This is a genomic window from Sulfitobacter sp. 1A13496, assembly GCF_043557225.1.
Taxonomy (GTDB): Bacteria; Pseudomonadota; Alphaproteobacteria; order Rhodobacterales; family Rhodobacteraceae; genus Sulfitobacter; species Sulfitobacter faviae.
Map to the genome: position 1 here is coordinate 885,071 of NZ_JBIFFP010000001.1, position 21,927 is coordinate 906,997.

The 21,927-nt window shown below is 63.2% G+C and carries 20 protein-coding genes; 10 read left to right on the forward strand and 10 right to left on the reverse strand.

The window, feature by feature from the left end; translation table 11 throughout:
* The first annotated feature begins 90 nt into the window (after nucleotides 1–90).
* From hfq to ACGYLX_RS04365, 4 genes are all read left to right on the forward strand, one after another.
* Nucleotides 91–330, forward strand: a complete 240-nt coding sequence (gene hfq, locus ACGYLX_RS04350) for an RNA chaperone Hfq (RefSeq protein ID WP_007119530.1) — start codon at nucleotides 91–93, stop codon at nucleotides 328–330.
* The gene (hflX, locus tag ACGYLX_RS04355) at nucleotides 327–1,625 is read left to right on the forward strand and encodes a GTPase HflX (protein ID WP_394447539.1); all 1,299 of its coding nucleotides are present in this window, start codon (nucleotides 327–329) and stop codon (nucleotides 1,623–1,625) included. The genes hfq and hflX overlap by 4 nt, the downstream gene beginning before the upstream one ends.
* Nucleotides 1,626–1,668: 43 nt before the next feature.
* Complete coding sequence (locus ACGYLX_RS04360) at nucleotides 1,669–2,160, forward strand: GNAT family N-acetyltransferase (RefSeq protein WP_271693659.1); 492 nt, start codon at nucleotides 1,669–1,671, stop codon at nucleotides 2,158–2,160.
* 104 nt (nucleotides 2,161–2,264) lie between these two features.
* Nucleotides 2,265–2,666: a DUF2177 family protein gene (locus tag ACGYLX_RS04365; protein ID WP_394447541.1), complete on the forward strand. Its 402-nt coding sequence runs from the start codon at nucleotides 2,265–2,267 to the stop codon at nucleotides 2,664–2,666.
* Here ACGYLX_RS04365 and ACGYLX_RS04370 read toward each other — a convergent pair.
* Both ACGYLX_RS04370 and ACGYLX_RS04375 read right to left on the reverse strand, forming a co-directional pair.
* Nucleotides 2,663–3,229 (reverse strand): pseudouridine synthase, encoded by a 567-nt coding sequence (locus tag ACGYLX_RS04370; RefSeq protein ID WP_271687376.1) that lies wholly within the window; start codon nucleotides 3,227–3,229, stop codon nucleotides 2,663–2,665. The genes ACGYLX_RS04365 and ACGYLX_RS04370 overlap by 4 nt on opposite strands.
* The gene (locus tag ACGYLX_RS04375) at nucleotides 3,226–5,694 is read right to left on the reverse strand and encodes a penicillin acylase family protein (RefSeq protein WP_394447543.1); all 2,469 of its coding nucleotides are present in this window, start codon (nucleotides 5,692–5,694) and stop codon (nucleotides 3,226–3,228) included. The genes ACGYLX_RS04370 and ACGYLX_RS04375 overlap by 4 nt, the downstream gene beginning before the upstream one ends.
* Before the next feature lie 96 nt (nucleotides 5,695–5,790).
* Here ACGYLX_RS04375 and ACGYLX_RS04380 point away from each other — a divergent pair, with 96 nt between their 5' ends.
* Nucleotides 5,791–6,663: an NAD(P)-dependent oxidoreductase gene (locus tag ACGYLX_RS04380; RefSeq protein ID WP_394401193.1), complete on the forward strand. Its 873-nt coding sequence runs from the start codon at nucleotides 5,791–5,793 to the stop codon at nucleotides 6,661–6,663.
* 86 nt (nucleotides 6,664–6,749) lie between these two features.
* Here ACGYLX_RS04380 and ACGYLX_RS04385 read toward each other — a convergent pair whose 3' ends face one another.
* Nucleotides 6,750–7,316 (reverse strand): YSC84-related protein, encoded by a 567-nt coding sequence (locus ACGYLX_RS04385; RefSeq protein ID WP_271693665.1) that lies wholly within the window; start codon nucleotides 7,314–7,316, stop codon nucleotides 6,750–6,752.
* 126 nt (nucleotides 7,317–7,442) lie between these two features.
* The gene (gene hemB / locus ACGYLX_RS04390; protein ID WP_394447545.1) at nucleotides 7,443–8,447 is read right to left on the reverse strand and encodes a porphobilinogen synthase; all 1,005 of its coding nucleotides are present in this window, start codon (nucleotides 8,445–8,447) and stop codon (nucleotides 7,443–7,445) included.
* A 119-nt stretch (nucleotides 8,448–8,566) separates the two neighbouring features.
* Here hemB and ACGYLX_RS04395 point away from each other — a divergent pair, with 119 nt between their 5' ends.
* Together ACGYLX_RS04395 and mfd are read left to right on the forward strand one after the other, a co-directional pair.
* Nucleotides 8,567–9,094 carry a component of SufBCD complex gene (locus ACGYLX_RS04395; protein WP_394447547.1) on the forward strand — a complete coding sequence of 176 codons (528 nt, stop codon included), beginning with the start codon at nucleotides 8,567–8,569 and terminating at the stop codon, nucleotides 9,092–9,094.
* Between the two features lie 31 nt (nucleotides 9,095–9,125).
* Entirely contained in the window at nucleotides 9,126–12,596 is a 3,471-nt protein-coding gene (mfd, locus tag ACGYLX_RS04400; RefSeq protein WP_394447549.1) for a transcription-repair coupling factor, read from the forward strand.
* A gap of 19 nt (nucleotides 12,597–12,615) precedes the next feature.
* Here mfd and ACGYLX_RS04405 read toward each other — a convergent pair whose 3' ends face one another.
* Together ACGYLX_RS04405 and ACGYLX_RS04410 are read right to left on the reverse strand one after the other, a co-directional pair.
* Nucleotides 12,616–13,821, reverse strand: a complete 1,206-nt coding sequence (locus ACGYLX_RS04405; RefSeq protein ID WP_394448087.1) for a multidrug effflux MFS transporter — start codon at nucleotides 13,819–13,821, stop codon at nucleotides 12,616–12,618.
* Nucleotides 13,822–13,975: 154 nt separating this feature from the next.
* The gene (locus ACGYLX_RS04410) at nucleotides 13,976–14,614 is read right to left on the reverse strand and encodes a DsbA family oxidoreductase (protein WP_394447551.1); all 639 of its coding nucleotides are present in this window, start codon (nucleotides 14,612–14,614) and stop codon (nucleotides 13,976–13,978) included.
* A gap of 101 nt (nucleotides 14,615–14,715) precedes the next feature.
* Between ACGYLX_RS04410 and ACGYLX_RS04415 the strand changes: the two genes are divergently transcribed.
* The gene (locus ACGYLX_RS04415) at nucleotides 14,716–15,339 is read left to right on the forward strand and encodes a helix-turn-helix domain-containing protein (RefSeq protein WP_394447552.1); all 624 of its coding nucleotides are present in this window, start codon (nucleotides 14,716–14,718) and stop codon (nucleotides 15,337–15,339) included.
* Here the strand turns inward: ACGYLX_RS04415 and ACGYLX_RS04420 are convergent.
* Nucleotides 15,328–17,058, reverse strand: coding sequence for an extracellular solute-binding protein (locus ACGYLX_RS04420; RefSeq protein WP_394447553.1), 1,731 nt, complete (start codon nucleotides 17,056–17,058; stop codon nucleotides 15,328–15,330). The two genes, ACGYLX_RS04415 and ACGYLX_RS04420, sit on opposite strands and share 12 nt — an antisense overlap.
* Before the next feature lie 394 nt (nucleotides 17,059–17,452).
* On the opposite strand from ACGYLX_RS04420, the gene ACGYLX_RS04425 reads away from it, so the two are divergent.
* The gene (locus ACGYLX_RS04425; RefSeq protein WP_394447555.1) at nucleotides 17,453–18,238 is read left to right on the forward strand and encodes a 3-hydroxybutyrate dehydrogenase; all 786 of its coding nucleotides are present in this window, start codon (nucleotides 17,453–17,455) and stop codon (nucleotides 18,236–18,238) included.
* Nucleotides 18,239–18,243: 5 nt separating this feature from the next.
* Nucleotides 18,244–19,278, forward strand: coding sequence for a patatin-like phospholipase family protein (locus ACGYLX_RS04430; protein ID WP_394447557.1), 1,035 nt, complete (start codon nucleotides 18,244–18,246; stop codon nucleotides 19,276–19,278).
* On the opposite strand, the gene ACGYLX_RS04435 is transcribed toward ACGYLX_RS04430, so the two are convergent.
* From ACGYLX_RS04435 to ACGYLX_RS04445, 3 genes are all read right to left on the reverse strand, one after another.
* Nucleotides 19,258–20,010 carry a DUF502 domain-containing protein gene (locus ACGYLX_RS04435; RefSeq protein ID WP_394447559.1) on the reverse strand — a complete coding sequence of 251 codons (753 nt, stop codon included), beginning with the start codon at nucleotides 20,008–20,010 and terminating at the stop codon, nucleotides 19,258–19,260. The genes ACGYLX_RS04430 and ACGYLX_RS04435 overlap by 21 nt on opposite strands.
* Nucleotides 20,011–20,094: 84 nt before the next feature.
* Nucleotides 20,095–21,027: a pseudouridine-5'-phosphate glycosidase gene (locus ACGYLX_RS04440; RefSeq protein WP_394447560.1), complete on the reverse strand. Its 933-nt coding sequence runs from the start codon at nucleotides 21,025–21,027 to the stop codon at nucleotides 20,095–20,097.
* A complete protein-coding gene (locus ACGYLX_RS04445; RefSeq protein ID WP_168613089.1) occupies nucleotides 21,024–21,908 on the reverse strand; it encodes a PfkB family carbohydrate kinase in 885 nt (294 codons plus the stop codon). The genes ACGYLX_RS04440 and ACGYLX_RS04445 overlap by 4 nt, the downstream gene beginning before the upstream one ends.
* Nucleotides 21,909–21,927: the final 19 nt, after the last annotated feature.

Below are 21,927 nucleotides of genomic sequence, written 5' to 3' on the forward strand. Positions count from 1 at the left end.
GGCTGGAAACTCACGCTTTCGCACTCCATACTTGAGGCAATGGGGGGGTCCGGTACGCGGACGCCAGCAAGAACAAAAGGCGAGACTACGATGGCGTCAGACAGACAGAACCTTCAGGATGCGTTCCTTAACCACGTTCGCAAGACCAAAGTACCGGTGACAATTTTCCTGATCAATGGCGTCAAATTGCAGGGCGTCATTACATGGTTTGACAACTTCTGCGTTCTGCTGCGCCGCGACGGGCAATCGCAACTTGTGTACAAACACGCGATTTCGACCATCATGCCAAGCCAGCCGATCAGCCTATATGAGGGCGAAGACGCTTCTTGAGCCGTCCAGCATTTCAGATCGACAACAGCGAAGGACCCCGCGTAACGCGCGCTTGGGTGCTGCATCCTGATATCAAGTCCGACAACGACCGGCGCGCGCCAGAGCCCGCGCTGGCCGAAGCCGTGGCATTGGCCGAGGCGCTGCCAGAGTTGCAGGTCGTCGGCTCCGAAGTCGTGCCCCTGCGCGCGGTGCATGCGGGTATGCTTTTCGGCAAGGGCAAGATCGAAGAGCTTGAGCAGCGCATGAAGGGGGCAGAGGTCGACCTCGTGCTGGTCGATGGCCCCGTGACCCCGGTGCAGCAGCGCAATCTTGAGAAGGCTTGGGGCGTCAAACTGCTCGACCGGACCGGGCTGATTCTCGAAATCTTCAGCGACCGTGCGGCGACCCGCGAAGGGGTGCTTCAGGTTGAGATGGCCGCGCTGAACTACCAGCGCACGCGGCTTGTCCGGGCATGGACCCACCTTGAGCGGCAGCGGGGCGGTTTGGGCTTTGTCGGCGGGCCGGGTGAGACCCAGATCGAGGCCGACCGCCGTGCCATCGACGACCAATTGGTGCGCCTGCGGCGCCAATTGGAAAAGGTCGTGAAAACCCGCGCGTTGCACCGTGCCGCACGGGCGAAGGTGCCGTTCCCGATCGTGGCCCTAGTGGGCTATACCAACGCCGGGAAATCCACGCTTTTCAACCGCTTGACCGGGGCCGAGGTCATGGCAAAAGACATGCTCTTTGCCACGCTCGACCCGACCATGCGCAGCCTCGTGTTGCCCGATGGGCCTGAGATTATCCTCAGCGACACGGTGGGGTTCATCAGCGATCTGCCCACGGAACTCGTCGCCGCCTTCCGCGCCACGCTGGAAGAGGTTTTGGCCGCCGATATCATCTGCCATGTGCGCGATGTCTCCCACGCCGAGACCGAGGAGCAGGCGCAGAACGTGCGCGATATTCTCGCCTCTCTCGGCGTCCCGAAAGAGACCCGCAGTTTCGAGGTATGGAACAAGCTGGACCTGCTGCCCGAAGACCGGGCCGAGGCCATGCGGGCCCGTGCCGCGCGCAACGATGATGTGCTGGCGATCTCGGCCATCACGGGCGAAGGGCTGGAAACGCTGCAAGAAACCATCGCCGAGGCCCTGCAAGGTGCCGTCCGCGAAGCGGTGCTGACCCTCGGGTTCGCCGAAGGCAAGAAACGCGCATGGCTTTTTGCGCAGGACGTGATCGAGGGCGAGCGCCAGACTGACGATGGGTTCGAGATCACCGTGCGCTGGTCCGCGCGGCAAGAGTCGGAATTCCAGCAACTTTAACGGGTTGAGCGCAGGTGCTGCGGGGCCAGGTGGATCAGTGAAGATGCAGATTCGAAAACTCCACGCCAGTGATGCCGCGGGGTTTCATGCGCTCAGGCTCGAAGGACTACGCGCATGCCCCGAAGCCTTTGGCGCGTCCTTTGAAGAGGAATCCCGCCTGTCAGTTGCCGATGTGGCAAAGCGGCTGGCGGCAGGTTGTGTTTTCGGAGGCTTCAGTGATGCCGGCCGTCTTGAGGGCGTCGTTGGTCTTGCGCAGTCTCAGACATCGAAGACCCGGCATATCGCGACAATCTGGGGTATGTATGTTCGACCTGAAGCGCGGGGAGGCGGGCTGGCGGGGGCATTGATGGAGGCGGCTATGGCGGAGGCTGATCGCGCCTGCACCTCGATCCGCCTATCTGTCGTTTCCACGAACCAAGCCGCGCTGCGTCTCTACAAGCGGATGGGGTTCACCCCATGGGCCGTAGATAGAGAAGCGCTTTTGGTGGATGGCGTTTACTTTGACGAGGTTTTGATGCGGCGGTCGCGCCCCTAGGCATCGGCGGAGGCTGCGGCGTCTGTGCAATATTCGTCGCAAATCGCTCGAATTCCGCGCCCCGCGCCGCATATGGTCCTATGACCAAAAACGGAGCGCGCCACATGACCCTCGTCATCCTCTATATCTCAACCGTCGTCATCTTCCTCGGGCTGGATTATCTCGGGCTGACCTATTTCATCAAACCCGCGTTCGAGCGTGATATCGGCAACTGGCTGTTGGATGAATTCCGCATGGCCCCGGCGCTTATCTTCTACGCCTTCTTCGTGGCCGTGGTGCTGTGGTTCGTGTCTTGGCCCGCGATGGTGCAGGATCATTCGCTGCTCTGGGTCTTTGGCAATGCGTTGCTGATCGGGGCGATGGGTTATGGTACCTATGAGTTCACCAATCTGGCGACGCTCAAGGATTGGACATGGGCCATGGTCGCGCGCGACTTCACTTGGGGCTCGGTCCTGACCGGGACGGCGGCGACGGCGGGGGTGGCGATCACCCGCGCCTTTACCTAACGGCCTGTCTCGGTCGACCAGCGCCATGCGCCGGGTTGCAGCCCGGCCAGCGTCCAGTCGCCCACGCTTTCGCGGATCAGCCGCAGGGTGGGCAGGCCGACATGGGCTGTCATGCGCCGCACTTGCCGGTTGCGCCCCTCGCGGATGGTGATGCGCAGCCAAGCGTCGGGGACCGTTTTGCGAAAGCGCACCGGCGGGTCGCGCGGCCAAAGTGGATCGGGCGCGTCGATCTGATCCACTTGGGCGGGTTTTGTCAGACCGTCCTTCAGTTCGACACCTTTGCGCAGAGCGTCGAGCGCCGCGGCATCCGGCGTGCCTTCGACCTGCACCAAATAGCTCTTGGGCCGTTTGTATTTCGGATGCGCGATGCGGGCCTGAAGCGGGCCGTGGTCGGTCAGCACCAAAAGCCCTTCGCTGTCGCGGTCAAGCCGCCCGGCAGGATAAAACCCCTTTTCATCGACATAGGCGGAGAGGGTGGGCCGGGTGCTGCCTTCGGTGCCTTTGTCGGTGAATTGCGACAGCACGCCATAGGGTTTGTTCAGCAAGATCACGCGGGCGGTCATTGGGCAGGCTCCAATCGGGTCACGCCCACGGCGGCGGCGCGGGCCAGTTCGGCGTCCAGCGACATCGGGATATATTCGCCCCGCCGCCAGAGTTGCGCCATATCATCGTAATGCCGCGACAGGAAATGCCCCGATTGCCCGGTGGAGATGACAAAGACCGAACTGTCGGGATCGGCAAAATCGTAAACGCCGCGATAGCCCGCGCCGTGCACGTTAAAGAAGGGGTCTTTGCCGGTGCCGCGTGTCAGCCCGCGTTGCAGGGTGTTGTCCCCGCCCGAGGTCGACTGCCGGATGTTCACGAAGTAGCGCAAAAGCGGCACGTCGCCCAGCACGGGGTGGTCATGAGTCGCCTGATGCGCGTCGCCCCAGCGGAGCGATTCAAGCTGTGTGCCCCATGTCTCGTTGATCCACAAAAGCGCGTCGTCGAGCGCCAGCCGGGCCATGTCGTGGCAGGTTTCCACCGGGGCGGATTGGCGCACGTCGCACCATTTCGCGGCGCCCTGCACATCGCGAAAGGCACGTTCGATGAAGAGCGGCTGAATATGGGTGAACTCCTCGGCCAGCGGTCCCAATTCGTCGCGGATCAGCCGGTCCTGCAGGGCGCGGATCCACGCAGCATAGATCAGCGGCTCGGGCAGGTGTTCGTTCATCTCACCCGACCAGCCGGCAAGCAGGTCGAGCGCGCGCTGGCGCTGGCGCTCCGGCGTGCCGTCGGGGGCGGCCTCTCCGGTGAACCACAACTCGGCGCCGATGAGCGGCAGCAGCGATCGGGCCGTGGGGCTGACGGTATCAAGCTGCGCTTCGATGAAACTGTCGCGTGTGTGCACCTCGCGGTTCTGCATCAGCCGTTGCCAGCGCTGCACCCGCTGCGTGTCGCCCCAGACAAAGGAGACATGGTTGGGGAAGGGGCGGTCGACCGTCTTGTTGTTGGTATTGCCAAGGATGCCGCCTGCGGGGGCGATGAACTCAGGGTTCGCGGTATAGGGCAGCATCCCGTCCCAGCGGTTGGCGGCGATCCAACCGGGGCTGGGCATGCGCCCTTCGCTTTGGTGATTGGCATCGCGGCGCGGCATGGCGCCGATGGTCTTCATCGCAATGGTGTCGCGGTCGACAAGCGTGAGGTTCTGCGCGGGCGCCACATAGTCGGTCGCGGCATTGATCGCCTGCTGCACCGATTTCGCGCGCATCACCTTCATCGCGGCGGCAAGCGAGGTGTCTTCTTCGGTAAAGAGGGTCGAGGCGACAGCGGCCACATGCCCTGGCGGGGTGATGCTGCCAAGGTTGTAGTGGCTCCCGGGCAGCACCGGGCCATTGTCGGTCCAGCGCAGGGTGACGGTGATCGGGTCGGCATCGGCGATATTAATGATTGACGCGCGTTTGCGGAACTTCTTGAACCCGTTGGGCGTGCGGTATTCCTCGGCGTTGTCGGGGTTCAGCTCTTCGATATAGACGTCTTGATCGTCGACATAGGCAGTGGTCAGCCCCCAGCCCAGATCGGCGCTGCGACCCGTGAGCACCACCGGCATCCCCGGAATGGTGCCACCGATCACGCCGCCGGTCTCAAGCTCCAACCGAGCGAGATACCAGATCGCGGGGGCGGTGAAGCCCAAATGCGGGTCATTGGCCAAAAGCGTGCCCCCCGCGGCAGAGCGGGAGGGCGCGGCGGCCCAAGCGTTGGAAGCCCCGGCGAAGGCCTGCCGTTTGAAGGGCGACAGCGGGTGGCGCGCCACTGGCGCTGCGGCGGCGTGGCGGCGGCTGACCTTGGGGAAGAGGGCGGCATATTCGGGCAGGGCGGCGACCCCGCTGCCCGGCGCTTCGGGCAGGATGTCCCGCAGACGGTCCGGATCGCTCAACTCCAAAGACACGCGTGCGCGCAGCACCTCGGCCTCCAGATGGCCCGACATTTGCAGGCCCATGAGTTTGGTGATCGCGAGTGAATCTGCCGGCCGCCAAGGGGCCATGGGCGCATTGAAGAGCCACATCTCGGGCGCCCCGCGGCCCAAGGCTTCGGTGTTGATCTGGTCGAGGCGCGCGTTGATCCCGGCGGAATAAGCCTCAAGCGCCGCTTCGGTTTCGGGGTCGAGCTTATCCGCCGCCGCCACGGCAAGGCGGTAGATGTCATAGCGCCGCATCAGCTTGTCGGTGGTGACCGTGGCGGTGCCGAAGACCTCGGACAGCCGCCCCTGCGCGGTGCGGCGCAGGGTGATCAATTGCCACAGCCGGTCTTGGGCATGGGCGAAACCGAGGCCGAAAAAGACATCCTCATCGCTCTGCCCGAAGATATGCGGCACGTTGGCATTGTCCCGCACGATCTCGACCGGGGCGCTGACGCCTGCGACCTCGACCGTATCGTCATAGTCGGGCAGGGACCGCGCGGCGAACCAATAGACCAGCACCAAAACCACGACGCTCAGCGCGACGAGAAACACCGCCAATCGGATAAGCCAGCGAAACATCAATGCCATCGGGGGATCCTCGACTGGCGCGCAGATTGACCGGAGCGCGCAGGGTGGTAGGTGTAATGACAGGGAATAACGCAACTGAATGACAAGGAAAAGCACATGGCAAAGCTCGCGTTTTTGGGACTGGGGGTCATGGGGGCTCCGATGGCGGGGCATCTGCAAAAGGCGGGCCACGATGTGACCGTCTACAACCGCACCGAAGCCAAGGCGGACGACTGGGTGAAAACCTATGGCGGCGCCATGGCCAAGACCCCGCGTGCGGCGGCAAAGGATGCGGATTTCGTGATCGCCTGCGTGGGCAATGACGACGATCTGCGCTCGGTCTGTTTGGGGGATGACGGGGCCTTTGGCGGCATGACGGCGGGGGCGATCTTTGTCGATCACACCACCGTTTCGGCGGCCGTCACGCGTGAGCTTTATGCCGCCGCCGATGAGGCGCAGGTGAGCTTTGTCGACGCGCCGATCTCGGGCGGTCAGGCGGGTGCGGAAAACGGCCAGTTGTCGATCATGTGCGGCGGCGACGAAGGCGCTTTTGACCGGGCGCTGCCGATCATGGAGGTCTACGCGAAAATTTGCCGCCGCATTGGGGAAAGCGGCGCAGGTCAGATGACCAAGATGTGCAACCAGATCGCCATCGCCGGTCTGGTACAGGGCCTGTCCGAGGCGCTGCATTTCGCCGAGAAGGCGGGCCTTGATGGCCGCGCCGTGGTCGAGGTGATTAGCCAAGGTGCGGCAGGGTCATGGCAGATGGAAAACCGCTATGAGACCATGCTCGACGACAAGTTTGATCACGGCTTCGCGGTGGATTGGATGCGCAAGGATTTGGGCATCTGTCTCGATGCGGCGGATGAGACGGGGGCGAGCCTGCCGGTTACCGCGCTGGTCGATCAGTTCTACAAGGACGTGCAGAAGATGGGCGGCGGGCGTTGGGATACGTCGAGCCTGTTCAAACGGTTGCAGAACCTCGGGTAACGCGTGACGGGCCGTTTTGCCCATTGCCCCAGACAAAAACGCCCGGCTTAAAGCCGGGCGTTCGCTTTCCGCAGGCGCGGGTGCCCTTAGGGAATGATCCGCGTGTATTTCGTGCCTTCCAGCGTCGCGCCGATGCGCAGGCCCGCGCGGCCAAAGACGGCGGCCAGAACCGGGGCCATGACGGTGGTGGTATCCGCGCTGACGCTGTCGCCCTTGTCGGAGATCACATATTCCAGTCCGGCCCCCGCCGCCCAACCGGGCGAGCTGCGGAATTCGCGCAGGGCGGGTTCGGTCATGAAGAACAGCACATGCGCATATTGCTGCGCGCCGATCTGCAAGCCGCCCGAGGCTTTGGTCACCGAATAATAGTCCACCGTCACGTCGTTCACGCGCAGCGCGCCGCGCCCGTAGGCACCGCCAAAGCCGAGGCCGGCTTCGGTCACCAGCGGCATGACCAACATGCCATTGGCCTTTTCGGCCAATTGCCGGGTGTTGGGATAGCCGCGGTACATCTCGGCCAGTGTCGCGTCCACGCGCGCGTCGATCATCGCGCTGCCGCGTCCGCCCACGCCATTGCCGCAGGCCGCGGTCGCGCCGAGCGCCGAAAGGGCGCCCAATGTCACGAAGCGCCGGTTATATGTCTGATTGGTCATCTTTTCTGCCTGTATATTTAAGATCGGTTGCCTGCTGCCGGTTTTCCCGACTTATGCGCGAGATTACGCATAATCACGCGGCTTGTCATGTTGATTGGCCCCTTTGCGCAGATTTACGCCCTTAGGTCACGCGCTTTTGAGCAAAAGCCGGGCGACGTCGGGGGCGAAATAGGTCAGCACGCCGTCGCAGCCCGCGCGTTTAAAGGCCAGAAGGCTCTCCATCATCGCGCGTTCGCCGTCGATCCAACCTTGGTCTGCCGCGCCCTTGATCATGCTGTATTCGCCCGAGACCTGATAGGCGAAGGTTGGCGCGCCGAAGGCGTCTTTCACCCGGCGGCAAATATCAAGGTAGGGCATCCCCGGCTTTACCATGACCATATCTGCACCTTCTGAGAGGTCACGCGCCACCAGCCGCAGCGCCTCGTCACTATTGGCCGGATCCATCTGATAGGTCTTCTTGTCGCCGGTCAGCGCCGAGGAGGCACCAACCGCGTCGCGGAAGGGGCCGTAGAAGGCACTGGCGTATTTGGCGGCGTAGCTCAGGATCATCACATCTTGATGCCCGGCCTCTTCGAGACCTGCGCGGATCGCGCCGATGCGCCCGTCCATCATATCCGAAGGGCCGATGATATCCGCCCCTGCTTCGGCCTGTGCCAGCGCCATCTTGACCAGCGCCTCGACCGTGCGGTCGTTCACGATGATGCCGTCTTCGACGAAACCGTCATGGCCGTTGATATTATAGGTATCGAGCGCCACATCCGTCATTACCACCATCTCCGGCACCGCCTCTTTGATCGCGGCGATGGCGCGGTTGGTGGCGTTCTGCGAATCCCATGCGCGGGCGCAATCCTCGGTCCGGTCTTCAGGCCCGGTATAGGGGAAGACGCAGACCGTGCCGATGCCCAGATCCGCCGCCGCACGCACCGCCGGGACCAGCGTGTCGACCGAGCGGCGCATGACACCGGGCATGGAGGGGATCGGCTCTTCCACGCCTTCGCCTTCGCGCACGAAAACCGGCCAGATCAGATCGCCCAAGTGCAGGTCATTCTCGCGCACCAGCGCGCGGATACCGGCATTGGCGCGGGTGCGGCGCAGGCGTGTGGCGGGGAAGGGGGCGTGGACGGGTTGCATCAATTATACCTCAGAATGGCTTGGCACGGGCTTGCCATGTATTTTTGAACGCCTCAACCCTATGAATTGTCGCGCCGGACCGCTAAGAGATCCGAACTCAATATTCGGACGAGCACGCCTTGGACTGGTATCAAACCCTTTTCGAAATGATCGACATGCGCTCTTTCTCGAACCTTTGGTTCTGGATCGCGCTGGCTGTGATGTGGTCAACGGCGAGCCACTGGGTGCTGGGCGTGCCCTTCGATATGGTCCTGCGCGCCCGCCGCTATGGCGGAGAGGCCGAGGCCGATCTGGAAGACATCGTGCGGATCAACGTGAACCGGATGCTCTATATCTCGCAGGTCTCGGGGCTGTGGCTCTTGGGGCTGGGGTTCTTCGCGTTGACCTCTCTGGTTCTCTTGGGGTTCGTCTATGGCATCGAATTCGCCCAAGCCTTGCTGCTCTTGGGTTTTCCCATTTCGCTGGTGGGGCTTTTGAGCCTGTCGACCGCGCGGCTCATTCGCATTGAAGGGTCAACCGGCGAGGTGCTGCGGCGGCGATTGATGCGGCACCGGCTTTACACCCAGATCATCGGCATGGTCTCGATCTTCGTGACCGCGCTTTGGGGAATGTATCAAAATCTAAGCATCGGCCCGCTGGCGGGTTGACAGCCCCCCTCCGAGGGCCAATTGAGACCCGATGAACGATCCGCGCAATATCACCCTCTCCGGCGTTCCCGAAGGCTATGATGCCCGCGCCATCCTCGATGAAATCGCCAAGGGCGGCCAGCCGGTGGTCCATGTGGCGCGCGATGACAAACGCATGGCGGCGATGCAGGCTGCCTTGCGGTTCTACGCCCCCGACATGCCGGTCGTCACTTTCCCGGGCTGGGATTGTCTGCCCTATGACCGGGTGTCGCCCAACGCCGATATCTCGGCCCGGCGGATGGCGACGCTGGCGGCGCTGGTGCACGGGATGCCCGATCAGTTCGTCCTGCTGACGACCTTGAACGCGGCCAGCCAACGCATCCCCGCCCGTGACACCCTGCGCGACGCGGCCTTTGCCGCCCGCGTGGGCAGCCGGATCGACGAAAAGGCGCTGCGCGCGTTTCTGGTACGCATGGGCTTTGTGCAAAGCCCCACGGTGATGGAGCCGGGCGATTACGCGGTGCGCGGCGGGATCATCGACATTTACCCGCCCGGCGATCTTGGCCCAGTGCGGCTTGATCTCTTCGGCGACGTGCTGGATGGCGCGCGGCGGTTTGATCCGGCGACGCAGCGGACCACAGAAAAGCTCGATCTGGTCGAGCTTGCCCCGGTGAGCGAGGTCATCCTCGACGAGGCCGCGATCACCCGGTTCCGGCAGAACTACCGCATCGAGTTTGGTGCAGCGGGCACCGACGATCCGCTTTACGAGGCGATCAGCGCGGGCCGCAAACATCAGGGTGCGGAGCATTGGCTCGCGTTTTTCCATGACGATCTGGAAACGCTTTTCGACTATCTGCCCAAGGCGACGGTCACTCTGGACGACCAACTGACCCCGATGCGGATTGCGCGGTGGGAAACCATCGCCGACCAGTATGAGACCCGCAAACTGGCGATGAAGACGCGCTCGAAGATGGACAGCGTGTACAAACCCGCCCCGCCGGACGGGCTATACCTGACCGATGAGGCTTGGACCCAAGCGTTGCTGGATCACCGCGTCATCCAGTTCAACCCGCTACCGCAGCCCACGGGGCCGGGAGTGCTGGATGCCGGCGCGCGGCTCGGACGCAATTTCGCCCCTGAGCGTCAGCAGGAATCCGTAAGTCTTTTCGGTGCTTTGGCTGCGCATATTAAAGAAAAGCTTGAAGTTGGGCCGGTGCTGATCGCCAGCTACTCCGAAGGCGCGCGGGAGCGCCTGACCGGGTTGATCGAAGACGAAGGTCTGGCCGAGGCGATCCCGGTGATGGATGCCACTCGCATCGGCAAGCGCGGGCTGCATCTGGCGGTTTGGGCGCTGGAGCATGGGTTCGAGGCGCCGGGGATGACGGTGATCTCAGAACAGGACGTGCTGGGCGACCGGCTGATCCGTGCGCCGAAACGCAAGCGCCGGGCCGAGAACTTCCTGACCGAGACCCAAAGCCTCAGCCCCGGCGATCTGGTGGTTCATGTCGACCACGGCATCGGGCGCTATCACGGGATGGAAGTCGTCACCGCCGCAGGCGCCGCGCATGAGTGCCTCGTGCTGGAATACGCCGAACAGTCAAAGCTTTACCTGCCGGTGGAGAATATCGAACTGCTGTCGCGCTACGGCCATGAGGAAGGGCTTTTGGACAAGCTCGGCGGCGGCGCATGGCAATCCAAAAAGGCCAAGCTCAAAGAGCGCATTCGCGAGATGGCGGACAAGCTCATCCGCATCGCCGCAGAGCGCAGCCTGCGTAAAGCGCCCGTGCTCGACCCGCCGCCGGGCATGTGGGACGCCTTCTCGGCCCGTTTCCCTTACACGGAAACCGACGACCAGCTCCGCGCCATCGGTGATGTGATCGACGATCTGACCTCCGGCAACCCGATGGACCGTCTGGTCTGCGGCGATGTGGGTTTCGGCAAGACCGAGGTGGCGATGCGCGCGGCTTTCGTCGCGGCCATGTCGGGCGTGCAGGTGGCGGTGATCGCGCCGACGACATTGCTGGCGCGGCAGCACTACAAGAGCTTCGCGGAACGCTTCCGCGGCTTCCCGATCAACGTGCGGCAACTCAGCCGTTTCGTCTCGGCCAAGGAAGCAGCGGCAACGCGTGAGGGGATGGCCAAGGGCACGGTAGATATCGTCATCGGCACCCATGCGCTGCTGGCAAAGGGGATTCGTTTCAACGACCTCGGCCTTTTGATTATTGATGAAGAACAACACTTTGGCGTCACCCATAAGGAGCGGCTGAAGGCCCTGCGCACCGATATCCACGTGCTGACCCTGACCGCCACGCCGATCCCGCGCACTTTGCAACTGTCGCTCACCGGCGTGCGCGATCTGTCGATCATTGGCACGCCGCCCGTGGACCGTCTGTCGATCCGCACCTACGTCAGCGAGTTCGACGCGGTGACCATCCGCGAGGCGCTCTTGCGTGAGCATTACCGCGGTGGGCAGAGCTTCTACGTGGTGCCGCGCGTGAGTGACCTGCGCGAGATCGAGGAGTTTTTGAAGGCCCAACTGCCCGAGCTTTCTTACGTCGTCGCCCACGGCCAGATGGCACCGGGCGAGCTCGACGACCGGATGAACGCCTTCTACGATGGCAAGTTCGACATTCTGTTGGCCACGACCATCGTCGAATCCGGCCTCGACATTCCCACCGCCAACACGATGATCGTGCACCGCGCGGATATGTTCGGGCTGGCGCAGCTCTATCAGATCCGGGGCCGGGTGGGGCGCTCAAAAACGCGCGCCTATGCCTATCTCACGACCAAGCCACGCGCCAAGCTGACCGACACGGCCCAGAAACGCCTGCGGGTGCTGGGCAGCCTCGACACGCTCGGCGCGGGCTTCACGCTGGCCTCCCAAGACCTCGACATTCGCGGCGCGGGCAACCTGCTGGGCGAAGAACAGTCCGGCCAGATGCGCGACGTGGGTTTCGAGCTTTATCAGTCCATGCTGGAAGAGGCGATCGCCAAGATCAAGGCGGGCGAACTTGAGGGGTTGTTCGAGGCCGACGAGCAATGGGCGCCACAGATCAACCTTGGCGTTCCGGTGCTGATCCCCGAAGACTATGTGCCCGATCTTGACGTGCGGCTTGGCCTCTATCGCCGCCTGAGCGAGCTTTCGACCAAGGTCGAGCTGGAAGGCTTCGCCGCCGAGTTGATCGACCGTTTCGGCAAACTGCCGAAAGAGGTCAACACGCTGATGCTGGTGGTGCGGATCAAGGCGATGTGCAAACGCGCCGGGATCGCTAAGCTCGACGGCGGGCCAAAGGGCGCGACGATCCAGTTCCACAACGACAAGTTCGCCTCGCCCGAGGGGTTGGTGAAGTTCATTCAGGACCAGCGCGGGCTGGCCAAGGTCAAGGACAACAAGATCGTCGTGCGCAGGGATTGGAAGACGGATGCCGATAAGATCAAAGGCGCCTTTGCCATCGCACGCGATTTGGCCGAACATGTGATCGCCAAGGAAAAGACTGCGAAAAAGGCCAAGGCGAAGGGCTAAGCCCTTCGAAAGGCGGCGGTTATTCCGCCGCCGCCGGCTGCCGGTTTTCCACCCGACCCATGTAGAGCATCAGCGCATAGGCCGCGATTGCCATCAGCAGCATGGCCAGCGCCAGCGGCTTGGTCGTGCCGTCGAACATCAACCCCACCGGGGAGGCGATCAGCGCCGCCAATACGGTGGAAATTGCCCCCACGACCGAAGCCGCCATGCCCGCGATATGGCCCATCGGCTCCATCGCGATGGCGTTGAGGTTGCCCAATGTCAGCCCCGCTTGGAAGAACAGGCAGGTCTGGAAGAACACGAATGCGGCGAAGCCGTAAGGGTCGGGCAGGGCGCCGAGGTTGAGGAAATACATGGCGCCCGACAGCAGGATTTGCACGCCCAAGGCGATGGTCACCAGCCGCCGCATGCCGTAGCGCACGACCAAAAGCGCGTTGATCAGGCTGGCGCTGGCCGCCACCACGGCGATGCCGCCGAACCACAGCGGGAAGCTTTCGCCGCGGCCATAGACGGTGTCATAAATCGGCTGCACCAGCATCAGCATCGAAAAGAGCATCGCCATGGCAAGCGACTGCACGAGGATCGACAGGCGCACCGTGGGGTGACCCACCAACTCGCGCACCGCGCCAATGATCAGCCGCGCCCGCAACGGGCGGCGGTCTTCGGTGGCGAGGGTTTCGGGCAGACGCAGGGCCATCCAGATGACCGAGATGAGCGAGAAGGCCATGAAGGCGATGAAAATCGCGCGCCAGCCCGCCGTCAGGATGATGCCCGCGCCCAGCATCGGGGCCAAGGCGGGCACCAGCGCGAAGACCATCATCACCACCGACATGATCCGCGCCATCTCGCGCCCCGCGTAGAGGTCACGGATGATCGCCACGGCCACCACACGCGGGCCAGAGGCGCCAAGCCCTTGGAAGATGCGTGCCACGAGCATGACTTCGAGAGAGTTGCTCATCCAAGCGACGAAGGCCGAAAGACAATAGAGCGCCGCTCCGCCGAAGACCACGTTGCGGCGGCCGAATGCATCCGACAGCGCGCCGCTAAAGAATGTGCCCAGCCCCATGCCCAGCACGAAGGCTGTCAGGATCAGCGGGGCGCGGTGGGCCATCTCGGGCGAGAGTTCCGCCGCGATCTCGGGCAGGGCGGGCAGCATCGCGTCGATGGAAAAGGCGATGGTGGCGATCATCATCGCGATAAGGCCGACGAATTCGATCCGCCCCATGGAGAATTCTGGTTTTTCGGTGGTCACGAAGGCGCACTCCGGCGATTGTCCCGAACGGCGGATCCGTTTGGGCAGGATTCAGGGAATAACTTGTGGTTGCGCTCTCGATAGTCGAGAACGCTTAACTTGGCAATGATTGCCGCCTTGTTTAGTCCTACTGATTGGTCAGATCGGCAATGACCTGCGCCCATAGCTCGGGCGGCTGCGCGCCGGGGACGGCATGGGTGTTGGCAACGATGAAGGTCGGGACCGAGTTCACGCCCATCTTGCGGCTATGGGCATCACGGTCGCGGATGTCCTGCGCATCGACATCGGATTTCAGCAGGCGGGTGACCACAGCGGCGTCCATCTCGATACTGTCGGCGATATCGGCCAGTACTTCGGCGTCACCGATATCGCGGGCATCGACGAAATAGGCTTTGAAAAGGGCAGAGACGGCTGCGGTCTGGCGGCCTTCGATCCCGGCCCAATGGATCAGACGGTGCGCGTCCAGCGTGTTAGGCGTGCGCTGCATGGCCTCGAAGTTGATCTCAAGCCCCGCCTTTTCGGCGTGTTCGACGACCGGTGCATAGGCTTTGACGGCGCCTTCCTTGCCGCCGAACTTGGCTTCGAGGTAGGCGCGTCGGTCCATGCCCTCGCGCGGCATCTCGGGGTTGAGCTGGAACGGGTGCCATTCGATCACAAAGGGGTGATCGGGGTGGTCCATCAGCGCGCGGTCGAGATGCGCCTTGCCGATGTAGCACCACGGGCAGATCGGATCGGACATGATATCAAGCTTGATCGCATCGGCCATGGGACACCCCTTTGTTAAAGCCCCCCGGGCATAGCGGGCACGGCGACGCATCGCAAGCGGGCAGCGTTGCAAGCGGCAGGGGGCGCGGCTATAGCAGGTCCATGACAGATCGCCCGCCGCCATCTTTGATCCAGATCGCCCGCGAAAACGGGGCGAGCGAGACCGCCCCGCCGGTGGACCTCGGGGCACGGGTGCGCGAATTGCGCAAGGCGCGTAATTGGACGCTGGAACAGGCCGCGCGGCAGGCGGGGCTGGCGCGCTCGACCTTGAGCAAGATCGAGAACGGGTTGATGTCGCCCACCTATGACGCGCTGAAGAAGCTCGCCGTGGGGCTAGAGATCACCGTGCCGCAGCTTTTCACCCCGCCCGCGGGGGAGAAGATCACCGGCCGCATGGCCGTGACCCGCGCCGAGGAAGGCGCGCCCAAGGCCACCGGCACCTATGAGCATGTCCTGCTGGCCGATGCGTTGCGCAAGAAGCAGATGCTGCCCTACCGCGCCCGCATCCGCGCCCGCCGGATGGAGGAGTTCGACGGCTGGGTGCGCCACGACGGGGAGGAGTTCCTCTATGTGCTGACCGGCATGGTGCGGCTGTTTACCGAGTTCTACGAACCCGTCGACATGCGCCGCGGCGACAGCGCCTATTACGACGCCACCATGGGGCATAACGTTGTCTCGCTCAGCGATGAGGATGCGACGATCCTCTGGGTGACCTCACTGGTCTGACCCTTCCGCGGGTTGCCACCACCAGACCTCGGGCATGAAGTTCGGCCCATCGCCGTAAAGCGGGATCGTCTCGGGGTAGGCCATGCGCGCGTCATGGGCGATCAGACCTTCGTCGAACTGCCAGAAGGGGATGACATAGCGCCCCGCCGTCAGGATCCGGTCAAGCGCGCGGGTGGCGGCCACGAAATCCGCCGTTTCGCGGGCCTGCAGCATCCTGTCGATCATCGCATCCACCGCCGGAGAGCGCACGCCCATGAGGTTGCGTGTGCCGGGCAGATCGGCGGCCTCCGACCCCCAGTAGAAACGCTGCTCCGTACCGGGGCTGAGCGACAGGGCGCGGCGGAAGGTTGTCATGTCGAAATCATAGCTGTTCTGCCGTGCGACGAATTGCGCATCATCCACGGTTTCGATCTCGGCGGTGATGCCCAGTCGCTTGAGGGCCTGCGTGTAAAGCTCTGCAATCGCGAGGTTTTCCCGGCTTCCCTTGGACAGAAGGATGGTAAAGGTCAGCGGCGTGCCGTCGCCCCGGCGCATGACGCCGCCTTCGGCCTCGTAACCTGCGGCATTCAACTGCTGCATCGCGGCGCGGATGCCCGCGCGGTTGCGGGCAGAGCCGTCACCCACCGGCAGCCGATAGCCATCCACCGTGCCGGGCGGCAGCGTGTCGGCGTAATCGGCCAGCAGATCGAAAACCCGCCCTGACGCCGGACCGTCGCGCATGGCAAGGTCGGAGTTCGAGAAATAAGAGGTGATCCGGGGAAGGGTGCCGCCGGTCAACGTCTCGTTAATATACTCGAAGTTGAAGGCCGAAATCAGCGCGTCGCGCACCCGCCAATCGTCGAAAGGCGCGCGGCGGGCGTTCATGACAAAGCCGGTCATGCCCGACGGTTTGCTATGCGGGAAGGTCGATTTCACCACGTCGCCCCGGGTGATCGCGGGGAAGTCGTATTGCGTCGCCCAAGTCTCGGCGTTGAATTCGCGCACGGCTGAGATTTGGCCGGCCTTGAAGGCTTCGAAGAGCACATTGGCATCGCCGTAGAAGTCGATCTTTACCTCATCGTAGTTATGCGTGCCTTGGCGAAAGGGCACGTCGGCGCCCCAGTAATCGGGGTTGCGCGTCAGCGTGACATGGCGGCCCGCCTGATAGTCGGTGATGGTATAGGGGCCGCTGCCCAAAGGAATTTCGGACAGGGGGGCATTGGCAAAGTCCTGCCCTTCCCATTGCGCCTTGCTGAGGATGGGGCGCATCCCGGCGAGCAGGGCAAGCTCGCGATTGTCGCTGTTGAAAGTCATCCGCAGGCTGCGCGGGCCGGTCTGTTCGATGCTGTCGATCTGCTGGCGCAGCCCTTGGTAGCGGGGATGGCCTTCGGTGCCGAGCAAATCGAAGGAAAAGATCACATCCTCGACGGTGACGGGCGTGCCATCGGAAAACCGCGCCTCCTCGCGCAGGGTGAATTCCACCCACGCGCGGTCCTCGGGCACCTCGATCGTCTCGGCCAGCAGGCCGTAAAGCGCGAAGGGTTCATCCCAGGACCTCCCCATCAAGGTTTCATGGGTGAAATGCGGCAACTGCCAAGGCGCGGTGCCCTTGCGGACGAAGGGGTTGAGGCTGTCGAATCCCCCGGTATTGCCCAGCACGATCTCACCCCCCTTGGGGGCTTCGGGGTTCACATAAGGAAGGGCGTCAAAATCGGCCGGCAAAGCAGGGTCGCCATACATGGCGATTCCATGTTGCGGGGCGGCCGATGCCGCCCCCGAGAGCAGAATCAGTGAAGAAAGGGCCGCAACGCCCCGTGCTTTCGAGAAAAATTCCCAGCTCATTTTTGAAACGATCACGATCTGCCCTTATTTTGTTGGAGTTATTCCATACCCGCGGATTCTCGCCTTATCAAACTTTTAGCTTGGATTGTGAGCGTGAAAGGCGTATACAGAGGTCACTGCTCGATAGGTTTCTTGCCTGTATGAAACCTGCCTCAATAACTTACGCCCGCCTCGCGCGGGCGTTTTTTTTTGGCCAATTTTCACCGACCCTTAAGCTCCTTCGCGCAAACCCTTTCCCTTTGGCGCGCGCGCAGTACATGATGCAGGCGCAGCATGAACAAGGAGACGCGCCATGGCTTTCACCATCGACCTGTCCGGCAAGACAGCCGTCATCACGGGATCGAACTCTGGAATCGGACTGGGCATCGCCTGGGAATTGGCGCGGGCCGGGGCCGATGTTTTGTTGAACTCTTATACCGATGACGAGGCGGATCATGCGCTGGCGCAGGAGATTGCGCAGACATGCAACGTAACGGCCCGCTACATCAAGGCCGACATGTCCAAAGGGGCGGAGTGTCGGCGTTTGATTGCCGAAGCGGGGGCCTGTGACATTCTGGTGAACAACGCAGGGATCCAGCATGTCGCGCCAATCCCTGAGTTTCCGGCCGAGAAATGGGACGCGATCATCGCGATCAACCTGTCGTCGGCCTTTCACACCACCGCCGAAGCGCTGCCGATGATGCGCAAAGCGGGCTGGGGTCGTGTGATCAACATCGCCTCGGCCCATGGTCTGACGGCATCGCCCTATAAATCCGCCTATATCGCCGCGAAACACGGGATTGTCGGCCTCAGCAAGACCACAGCGCTGGAGACGGCGAAAGACCCGATCACCTGCAACGCCATTTGCCCCGGCTATGTGCTGACCCCGATCGTCGAGAAGCAGATCCCCGACACGATGAAGGAATACGACATGAGCCGCGAAGAGGTGATCGAACAGGTCATGCTCACCCGGCAACCGTCGCGCGAATTCGCCACTGTTGAACAGATGGGCGGCACGGCAACCTTCCTGTGCTCGGATGCAGCGGCGCAGATCACCGGCACGACGATCAGTGTCGATGGCGGCTGGACGGCCTTGTAAGCGCCGTGGCGGTCAAGAAACGCATCAACCTCGCCCTCCAAGGCGGCGGCGCCCATGGCGCTTTCACTTGGGGGGTGCTCGACCGGCTGTTGCAGCAGGACGATCTGGATATCTGCGGGATCTCGGGCACCTCGGCGGGGGCGCTGAACGGCGCGGCCTTGAAATCGGGGATGATCGCAGGCGGGCGCGAGGGCGCGCGGGAGAATCTCGATTGGCTTTGGTCGCAGGTCTCGGGCATTTCGGACCTGCGGCTGTCGCATTGGCTGGCGCCTTTCGGTTTGGACAAGCTCAGTCAGGCGATGGAATATTCGCTGCCCATGGCGATCTCGGATTCGCTCACGCGTGTCGTGTCGCCCTATGCTTACGGCCCGTTCTATCGCAATTCGCTCGAAGATGTTGTGGCCCGGTTCGACTATGGCAAAGTGGGCGCGCATAAGCCGCCGTTCTTTTTCGTCTGCGCCACACGGGTCCGCAACGGCAAGATCCGGGTGTTTGAGGGGGATGAGATCGGGCCTGATGCATTGCTCGCCTCAGCCTGTCTGCCGACGATCTTTAAGGCCGTAGAGATTGACGACGCCCAGACCGGCCAGCGCGAGGCGTTTTGGGACGGGGGCTATACCGGCAACCCGGCGCTGTTTCCGCTGTTCCGCGATGACCTGCCCGAAGATATCGTGGTGGTGAACATCAACCCGCTCGACCGCGAAGACCTGCCGGTCACGCCGCAGCAGATCCAGAACCGTATTAATGAGATCAGCTTTAATTCCAGCCTCTTGCGCGAGATGCGGGCGATTGAATTCGTCCAGCGGCTGATCGCGGATGGCACCTTGCCAGAGGGTCGGATGAAGCGGGTGCACATGCATATGATCGCCGACGACGCGCTGATGGCGCAGCTATCAGTGGCGACAAAGCTGATGCCCAACCCGGCGGTGATACGGGCGCTGCATGAGGCCGGTGTCGCAGCGGCGGATCAGTTCCTTGTTGAGCACTTCGACGACCTGAACCAGCGCAGCAGCGTTGATCTACCCGCGATGTTCGGCTGAGTTTTCAGGGTCCGACAGCGCCAGCGCCTCGGGGAGATCGCCACCGGGGCGCGGCGGATAGACCAGCCCGGCAGAGATCACCAGCTTCGCCGCGTCTTCGACGCTCATGTCGAGTTCGATCACATCCTCCCGCGGCAGGAACAGCAAGAAGCCCGAGGTTGGGTTCGGCGTGGTCGGCAGAAAGACCGAGAGCATCTCGCCCCCCGCGTTGGTGCGGGCCAAGACCTCTCCCTTCGCCTCGGTCGAGATGAAGCCAAGCGCCCAGATGCCGCGCCGTGGGTATTCGATCAGGCAGGCGGTCTCAAAGCTCCGCTCGGACTGGGCGAAGATCGTTTCGGAAATCTGTTTGATGCCGGAATAGATCGTCCGCACGACGGGGGTGCGTTCCACCAGACTTTCGGCGAAGCGGATCATCGAACGGCCAATCAGCCCTTTCGCGGCCCAGCCCACCATGACGGTGAAGATCAGAAAGATCACCACCCCAAGGCCGCGCACGTTGAACTGCATCGACGGGTCGAGGCCCAAGAAATCTTGGAGCAGCCGGTCGGGATGGTAGGCTTTGGGCACCAGCGGCAGCACGAAACCGTCGATCCAGCCGACCACGCTCCAGATCAGCCAGATGGTCAGCCCGACAGGCGCAATCACGACCAGACCGGTCAGGAAAGACGCGCGCAGCCTTGCGACAAGGCTGCGCCGAACCTGCGTTGGGTCGGGATCAAAAGGTGTGTTCATCTGCGCCGTTTTCCGAAGAGTTAATCGCAACATAGCTAAGGCGTATGCCCCGGCCCGGCAATGGCTCCGCGGTGTTTTTCGCCTTTAACGCGGCAGGTTGACGAGGTTTGCGGCGATCTTGGCCCCCAGCCGGGCATTGTTGCGCACCAGTGCGATATTGGCGGTCAGCGAACGGCCCTCGGTCAGCTCAAAGATGCGTTGCAGCAAGAAGGGGGTCACGCCCTTGCCGTGGACGCCTTGGGCATCGGCCTCGGACTGGGCCTGCGCGATGATCGGGGCGAGTTCGGCGGCGGGGATTTCCTCTGCCGCGGGGATCGGGTTGGCCACCAACTGGCCACCGGGCAGGCCCATGGCGGCGCGGGTGCGGTGGGCTTTGGCAAGTGCTGCGGCATCATCGAGGCGCAGCGGCGATTGCAGGTCCGAGCCTGCGCTCCAGAAGGCGGGGAAGCTGTCTTGGCCCACGGTGATGACCGGCACGCCTTGGGTTTCCAGCACTTCCAGCGTCTTCGGCACGTCGAGGATCGCCTTGGCGCCCGCCGCGATGACGGTGACGGGGGTTTGTGCCAGTTCCATGAGGTCGGCGGAGACATCAAAGCTGTCTTCCGCGCCCTTATGCACGCCGCCGATGCCGCCGGTGGCGAAGACTTCGATGCCCGCAAGATTGGCCGCAATCATGGTGGCGGCGACGGTGGTGGCACCTGTCCCGCGCGAGGCGATGCAAACGGCCATATCGGCGCGCGACAGTTTGGCCACATGCTTGGCCTGGGCCAAATCGCTCAACTGGTCATCGTCCAGACCGATGTGCAGCGCGCCACGGATCACGGCGATGGTGGCGGGAACGGCGCCAGCGTCGCGGATGTCCTGTTCGACCTGCCGCGCCACTTCGAGGTTTTGCGGATAGGGCATGCCATGGGTGATGATGGTGCTTTCCAAGGCCACGATCGGCGCGGCGTTCTCGCGGGCCTTGGCCACCTCGGCGCTGAAGGTCAGGGGCAGGGCGGATGTGGCGGTGGTCATATCTTGGTCTCTCCGGAAACGTAAAGGGCGGCGGCATCAAGTGCTGCCTTGAGGGCGGATTGCGCAACGGCACCGCCAAGTTCAGCGGCCACATGGGCCGCCATGAATGTATCGCCTGCACCCGTGACCCGGGCGACATGCACCTGCGGCGGGGTGAGGGTGATGATCTCGTCGCCTTGGCCCACGGTGGCGGGGTTGCCGCCGTCGGTCACCACGGCGCGGCGTGCGCCACGGGCCAGCAGGGCGCGGGCGGCGGTTGGGGAATCGTCAAAGCTCGACTGGCAGAGTAGCCCGGCCTCTTCGAGGTTCACATAAAGCGTACCGCGTCCCGCTTTGAGGAAGGGTGTCAGCCGTAGCGCCTTGCCGGGAGAGGCGGGCGCGACGCGCAGATCGGCCCTTGCCAACAGCGGGCTTTGCGCCATGCGGGCCAGCAGTTCGACGGTCAGGTTGCCATCAAGCGCCACGGCCCCTTCATAGGGGCTGGGCAGGCTGCCATCCTCCAGCGGGCGCAGGATCTTGTCGCCCGCAGCCTCCAGCGAATGGGCATCGGCAATCGCGGCGATCAACCCGTTGGACCCTTCGACGGCCATGTAACGGTCGGTCGGCAGATCGTCCGAGCGGTAGACGTGATCGGTGATCAGCCCGCGCAGGGCGCAGGCGGCGATCAACTCATCCCCTTCGGCATCGCGCCCCACGGCGGAAAGCAGCGCCGGCGTTAGCCCAAAGCGCGCCAGCGCCATGCCGATGTTCAGCGCCACGCCGCCGGGCAGGCGGGTGATCCGCCCCGGCATGTCAGAGCCTTGGCGCATGGCGTTTTCAGAGCGGCCGATCACGTCCCAAAGGACGGAGCCGATGCAAAGGATGTCAGCTGTCTTGGTCATGCGGCGCTTCTAGCCGCCA

Excerpts from the sequence above, each read along its gene's own strand:
- ACGYLX_RS04405 (WP_394448087.1), bottom strand. The coding sequence starts at position 13,821 with ATGGGGCGGATCGAATTCGTCGGCCTTATCGCGATGATGATCGCCACC.
- ACGYLX_RS04375 (WP_394447543.1), bottom strand. The coding sequence starts at position 5,694 with ATGGCATTGATGTTTCGCTGGCTTATCCGATTGGCGGTGTTTCTCGTC.
- ACGYLX_RS04380 (WP_394401193.1), top strand. The coding sequence starts at position 5,791 with ATGGCAAAGCTCGCGTTTTTGGGACTGGGGGTCATGGGGGCTCCGATG.
- ACGYLX_RS04370 (WP_271687376.1), bottom strand. The coding sequence starts at position 3,229 with ATGACCGCCCGCGTGATCTTGCTGAACAAACCCTATGGCGTGCTGTCG.
- ACGYLX_RS04360 (WP_271693659.1), top strand. The coding sequence starts at position 1,669 with ATGCAGATTCGAAAACTCCACGCCAGTGATGCCGCGGGGTTTCATGCG.
- ACGYLX_RS04385 (WP_271693665.1), bottom strand. The coding sequence starts at position 7,316 with ATGACCAATCAGACATATAACCGGCGCTTCGTGACATTGGGCGCCCTT.
- ACGYLX_RS04425 (WP_394447555.1), top strand. The coding sequence starts at position 17,453 with ATGGCTTTCACCATCGACCTGTCCGGCAAGACAGCCGTCATCACGGGA.
- ACGYLX_RS04440 (WP_394447560.1), bottom strand. The coding sequence starts at position 21,027 with ATGACCACCGCCACATCCGCCCTGCCCCTGACCTTCAGCGCCGAGGTG.
- ACGYLX_RS04410 (WP_394447551.1), bottom strand. The coding sequence starts at position 14,614 with ATGGCCGATGCGATCAAGCTTGATATCATGTCCGATCCGATCTGCCCG.
- mfd (WP_394447549.1), top strand. The coding sequence starts at position 9,126 with ATGAACGATCCGCGCAATATCACCCTCTCCGGCGTTCCCGAAGGCTAT.
- ACGYLX_RS04435 (WP_394447559.1), bottom strand. The coding sequence starts at position 20,010 with ATGAACACACCTTTTGATCCCGACCCAACGCAGGTTCGGCGCAGCCTT.
- ACGYLX_RS04415 (WP_394447552.1), top strand. The coding sequence starts at position 14,716 with ATGACAGATCGCCCGCCGCCATCTTTGATCCAGATCGCCCGCGAAAAC.
- hemB (WP_394447545.1), bottom strand. The coding sequence starts at position 8,447 with ATGCAACCCGTCCACGCCCCCTTCCCCGCCACACGCCTGCGCCGCACC.
- ACGYLX_RS04420 (WP_394447553.1), bottom strand. The coding sequence starts at position 17,058 with ATGTATGGCGACCCTGCTTTGCCGGCCGATTTTGACGCCCTTCCTTAT.
- hfq (WP_007119530.1), top strand. The coding sequence starts at position 91 with ATGGCGTCAGACAGACAGAACCTTCAGGATGCGTTCCTTAACCACGTT.
- ACGYLX_RS04365 (WP_394447541.1), top strand. The coding sequence starts at position 2,265 with ATGACCCTCGTCATCCTCTATATCTCAACCGTCGTCATCTTCCTCGGG.
- ACGYLX_RS04445 (WP_168613089.1), bottom strand. The coding sequence starts at position 21,908 with ATGACCAAGACAGCTGACATCCTTTGCATCGGCTCCGTCCTTTGGGAC.